4 protein-coding genes and 3 pseudogenes are annotated in these 5,353 nt (G+C 42.2%); 6 read left to right on the top strand and 1 reads right to left on the bottom strand.

What is annotated here, in order from left to right; translation table 11 throughout:
- From LEP1GSC194_RS15105 to LEP1GSC194_RS22385, 4 genes and pseudogenes are all read left to right on the top strand, one after another.
- The coding region (locus tag LEP1GSC194_RS15105; protein WP_020774404.1) for an RHS repeat domain-containing protein at positions 1-2,223 on the top strand (2,223 nt) is incomplete at its 5' end.
- Positions 2,213-2,563, top strand: coding sequence for a hypothetical protein (locus LEP1GSC194_RS15100; protein WP_017808879.1), 351 nt, complete (start codon positions 2,213-2,215; stop codon positions 2,561-2,563). The genes LEP1GSC194_RS15105 and LEP1GSC194_RS15100, both read left to right, overlap by 11 nt.
- A gap of 148 nt (positions 2,564-2,711) precedes the next feature.
- A pseudogene (locus LEP1GSC194_RS23175) lies at positions 2,712-2,834 on the top strand (RHS repeat domain-containing protein); the annotation flags it as partial.
- Between the two features lie 17 nt (positions 2,835-2,851).
- Entirely contained in the window at positions 2,852-3,019 is a 168-nt protein-coding gene (locus LEP1GSC194_RS22385) for a hypothetical protein (protein WP_017808878.1), read from the top strand.
- Positions 3,020-3,125: 106 nt separating this feature from the next.
- On the opposite strand, the pseudogene LEP1GSC194_RS15095 reads toward LEP1GSC194_RS22385, so the two are convergent.
- Positions 3,126-4,143: pseudogene (locus tag LEP1GSC194_RS15095) on the bottom strand (integrase core domain-containing protein).
- Between LEP1GSC194_RS15095 and LEP1GSC194_RS23170 the strand changes: the two are divergent.
- On the top strand, positions 4,057-4,245 hold the full coding sequence (locus LEP1GSC194_RS23170) for a hypothetical protein (protein WP_036043228.1): 189 nt from the start codon (positions 4,057-4,059) through the stop codon (positions 4,243-4,245). The pseudogene LEP1GSC194_RS15095 and the gene LEP1GSC194_RS23170 sit on opposite strands and share 87 nt — an antisense overlap.
- 265 nt (positions 4,246-4,510) lie before the next feature.
- Positions 4,511-5,353, top strand: a pseudogene (locus LEP1GSC194_RS15085) (hypothetical protein); the annotation flags it as partial.

Genomic DNA, 5,353 nt, shown 5'->3' with positions numbered 1-5,353 from the left:
GGAATCGGTCGGATCAGCCTCAAAAATATCCCAGAAGGGAATATTCAGTATTCGTATGATTCCTTTCCGGGAACAGAAAACGCACTCGGAAAACTCGTCCGAGTCGAAGATTCCAACCAAAACAAAACTTTTTCATACGACAAACTCGGTCGGGTGAAAAAAGAAACTCGCACAATCCTTGCAACGTCCGCAGGGAACCCTCTTCCCTCGGAAACCCAAGGTCCTTACATTACGGAAACGAAATATGATTTACTGGGTCGTGTAACCAAAATTGATTACCCCGAACATCCGATCTCTCACGGTAGAATGCGTGCTTGTTACGAATATGGTTCTGCGGGTTACATCTCTGGCATCAGTGTGCAAGTCAATACGAACGGAATTTTACCGGGATTTTGCAACAAGGACATTGTCGAAAACATTTCCTACAACGAGTTTGGTCAGACTGCAAGTCTGACTCTGGGGAACGGGATTTCTACATCCTACAACTACGACGTCAAGGGGAGAATGATTCGTCTGAATTCTTCCGGGGATGTGAACGGTAACAACAAGGTTCTGCAAGACGTCGTTTATTCCTTCAATCCTAACAACAACATTACAAATATCGCAAACTCTACGAGCGACTTCAACACTCAATACGTCTACGACTACGATGGTTTGGGTCGTTTAACTTACGCTAGTGGGAGTTACGTCGAGCCCGACAATTTCCGTAGAAACTTCAGACAATCTTTTTCGTATGCAAAGAACGGAAACTTAACTTCCAAACGGTTTCATGATCCCGCGAGTGGTGCGATCTCCGACGAATGGAGTTATGTTTATTCCAATCACCAAGTCACGAACATTGATTCGAGTAAATCCGGGAACGATGCCCTCACGATGTCGTATGATGCCAATGGGAACTTGACTCGTCAAAGGGACAATGTGAAGGACTTGACCAAACGGATCAGCGTGGATTCGCAAGACAGAATTGTTCAGATTCAAGACGGGAACAACTCGACTGTGGGTTCTTACTGGTATGACGATGGCGGGTTTCGGATTCGCAAGTCTTCGTTAGAACAGAAGAACAATGTTTTTGCGAACGTTGAAATCTTGTATCCGAACAAGTTTTTTGGTCTGGAGTTCATCGAAGCCGAGAACGTTATTTCAAGCGTGAATAACGTGTTCTTGAACGGAGTTCGGATCGCTGCGTTAAACGAAGTCGGCGCTCTTGCCTACTTCCTCACCGATCAAGTCGATTCCGTCTCGCACGTGTTAGACGACGAAGGAAATTCGCTTTCTCAGATTCAGTTTCAGCCGTACGGGGAGACCTTTGTTCAACGGGGGGACTCGAACTTTGCTCCGAAATTCAACTCGCAGGAGTTGGATCGTGAGTCGGGGTTTTTCTTTTTCAATGCGAGGTTCTATGACCCGGCGATTGCTAGGTTTACGAGTGCGGATACGATTATTGACGGGGAATTTGACACCCAAGGTTGGAACCGATTCTCGTATGTGAAGGGGAATCCGATTGGCGCGAAAGATCCGACTGGGCACGAAGTTCCTCTTACCGGATATGGTCCACCCAGAGATGGCTTATTGCCGGGAAATCGAAATCCTAACGATACAAAATACCAAGCTGAAATTGCTAATAAATATGATTTAAAAGACAAAGGTAAAGTCGAAGCTGCTGCTAAAGAATATCAAGCGGGTTCTCAAAAAGGTTACAATCAAGGTTATGCTCGCACTTCCGGCTGGGCTTCTCCGACTCAAGGACACAATACCCAATCCGATGGACAAGCATTAGAAAAATCTGATCTAAAAGGTAAATCCAAAGCTTACAAAGACGGTTACAATGATTCTGTTGGCGTTGGTCGTGCTTATGGTATTCTCGGTGGGCTGGGGACTGGACTTGCAGAAGCCGCGGGGCTTGCTACCGCGGGTGGTGTGGGGAAAGATACTAGAACAAAAGAGCTAACGCCAAATGTTGCTCAACAAAAGAATATTGACAGGTTTATGGACAAAATCCCTGCAAATTCGAAGGGAAATGTCAACTTACATAAACTACCTAATGACGGTATAGCCGTTCAGGCCACTTCCGCTGGAAAGACACCCGGGTGGAAAGCTATTTATGAAAAGCAAATTGATATTAGCGGCAAAACACAACAATATACTAAGACAACATATCGACCAAATGGAACAATTGAGCATGTCAAAGATAAAATAAAAGGAATGACACTTAATGGACAATAGGCATGCAACAATTCTAAAACTTATTAATTTTGAGGACTCAACTGAAAAACTCAAAAATTCATTAAAATCTTTTGCATGGGATTATGAAGAGCCATGCGCTGAATTGAATTGCGAACATCTTCGTAAAGTAATTCAGCGCTATTTAGATGGAAATTTAACTAGTTACGATATAGAAGAATGGGCAAACCTTATTGAAGGACGAGAAGATATTACTTTTGACTTACCAAAGAAGGTCCTATTGCAAGACATCGTTCATGAATTAGCCAACCCAGAATTAACTATAAAATTATCTGAAAAAAGAGGAAAAGAAATAATTCGTTTATTAAGTGAGAACGAATGAGTGTGCCGGCTTTAAGCCTGAGCCACTCGAAAACTAAAATGCGCTCCAACAAAAACAACAGTGAAACATAGACTCACAACGCGGAGGAAACTCAATTCCGCGGCTCTCTATGGATCGCCGCGGAAGGGATGGAGGCGTAGTCAATAAATTGGGAATGAAGGCGATACTTTGTATAACGTTTTTTGCATGCAATTTATTGACTGGAGCCGAGAACCCGGTCCGCGAAGCGGAGCCGCCCTATCCACTGATTCCTAAACACTATTCACTTGAGGCCCTTCGGAGAATTTCGTGGGAAGAAACTACTTCATAAATGACGGTGAGAAGAGGTTGCTGAGCCTCGCAAAAATTAAAATAGCAGAGCCCTCAACTAAGATAACAGAGGAGAAGACAAAATTGGGCCAATTACGAGAACAAAAACAAAGAAATAAAGAGACAAAGCAACTTACGGAATCATGAATATAACGAATTTTAGAGGTAATTTAAGGTAGAACGTAAGACGATAATGTAGAAAGCCTTTCCCGAAAAGACGGGCTTTTAAAACGATAAAAACATGAAAACCGCGTTAGGCTACGTTTTTGTAAGAATACATGTGATAAAGTCCGCCGAGAACGGGAGTGGAAACGAGTTTCACGCAACCATTCGAAGGGCGTATTAAAACCTGAGAAGAAACAGGACTGTCTTTGTTCAGGGCCAAATGAGTGCGATAATGATTGTAAAAATGAATGAACTCTTCCAACTTCTTTTCCAAGTGATATTGGTTGAGCGGAATGAAGAAATCCAAAAACTCATTTCTACACGTCTTTACCCACGTTCAGCGTAACAGTTTTGCCAAGGAGAATGAAACGAAGTCTTTTTGTGTTTGATGCCGATTCTCTCCAAATATTTCGTAAAACGTTTTCCGAAAATGGAATCGTTGTCCGAAAGAAAATAACGCGTTTTCTTTCCCGCTTGAATTTGTTTACGAATCGCAAACTTCAAAACTTTCCGCATCCATTTTGTAGTCGGGTTTGTATGAAGATCAAAATGAAGGATTTGTCTCGAACCAACGTGAAGAAAGAAAGCAACTCGAAAGATTTCTTTGAAATTGGAAGAGTAAACGGTAAACGTATCGGAAACAATCATAGCGTCCGCATGCAAAGAGTAAAACTCTTTCCAAGAAAGCCGTTTCTTAGGATTGGTAGGACGTTTGGGCATGTATTTCAAAACCGTTCTTTCACAAATAGTATGACCGAGTTTCAAAAGCAAACCGTGAAGTTTCGTCGCTCCCCAGACTTTGTTCTCTTTGGCTACTTTACGAATCAGTTTGATGATATTCCAGGGAGCGGAAGGTCTTCCCGGTTTTTTTCGTTTCGAAAGCATAGCCCAAAAGATCCTGAGTTTGTTGTTTCTCCATTCGAGAAGTGTTTCCGGAGAAACAAGAATCAAATGTTCTCTCCAATCCCGATCGATATACGAAAGGAAAACAAGTTTCACAATCTCTCAAAGGGTTTTGTATGAAATTTCTTTTTCCTTCGTTTGTAAGCGACGAGCTGAGATTTAAGAAACAAAATTCGAGCGGTGTTTTGGGATTCTTTTCGAATATTACAAAGAAAATGGAAAAGAAAGATGCAATTGAAAAAGAGAGAAATCTCGTAAAACAAACGTTAGGTCCTTCTTTGAGATATACAATGATTATCGAATGAAATATATTTGAAACTTTAAAGTTTTATTACCATTCCTTCAATTTTCTTGACAATCATTGCTAAGACGTTACTCTTTACAATATGCGAAGTAAGGGTTGTAATTTTTTTGTGTTTCATTGTCTTTAAGCTTCACTGCACCGGCGGTGCGAAGAGATTAAAAGCGCGTTCTTTGAAAACGATTTTCTTTCGAGTCAGAGAGATCTAAAAGAAGAAAAGAAATAACATAGACCCACGAAGCGGAGGAAACTCAATTCCGCGGCTCTCTATGGATCGCCGCGGAAGGGATGGAGGCGGAGTCAATAAATTGAAACTGAGAGCGATACTTTGTATAACGTTTTTTGCATGCAATTTATTGACTGGAGCCGAGAGCCCGGTCCGCGAAGCGGAGCCGCCCTATCCACTGACTTCTAAACCCTATCCACTAGTATACAGCGACATGAACTACGGACCCGATCCGGAAAGAATCATGCAAACCCCACTTCCCAAGGACGAAGTCAAAATCGAAACAAGAAAGGCCAGTTTTGTAGCGTCTAACAACACGAAGACGATTTTACTGAACTACAAATATGACGGAAATTTAAACTTCCAAAAAGGAGAACTTGTATTTCCGGGATGTTTTACCGCGGACGATTGTTCCGCTTCTCCCGAACTTTTGATCTTTGACAGAAAAGCAAACGCATGGGACTTAAAACGAGGAACCACATTTGCAGAAAGGGTCAACACCACTTTCAACCCGGAGACAACCGGAGTTACTACCCTCTTGGGAGGAAAACCGGATCGTTACACGAACAACACAAAAGACGAGGTTCTCTTTTACAAAAAACAAGGAAATACGAATCAGTTTTTTGGTTTGAAGAATACAAACGGAACTGCATTCGATGTTTTGAATTTAGCAACCTTCACGGACACCGACGTTTCTAAGTTTGATCCGACTAACAGCGGGTATGCGATTGATCATTTCGAGAACAACACTTCCCAGTCGGTTCTGATTTTAGACGAGCAAACTTCAAACGGTAACGCGAGGTTCATTCTTGCCGGGCTTGGTGGTACTAAAATTTTAATTCCAGCAGGAGACTTGACCGCGACCGACTTGAACGATCTCTTTCAA

This window comes from Leptospira alstonii serovar Sichuan str. 79601, assembly GCF_000347175.1.
GTDB classification, from domain to species: domain Bacteria; phylum Spirochaetota; class Leptospiria; order Leptospirales; family Leptospiraceae; genus Leptospira; species Leptospira alstonii.
Note: the sequence above shows the minus strand (reverse complement) of the source record. Positions and strands in the feature narration are given on the sequence as shown.

Excerpts from the sequence above, each read along its gene's own strand:
- LEP1GSC194_RS15100 (WP_017808879.1), top strand. The coding sequence starts at position 2,213 with ATGGACAATAGGCATGCAACAATTCTAAAACTTATTAATTTTGAGGAC.
- LEP1GSC194_RS23170 (WP_036043228.1), top strand. The coding sequence starts at position 4,057 with ATGAAATTTCTTTTTCCTTCGTTTGTAAGCGACGAGCTGAGATTTAAG.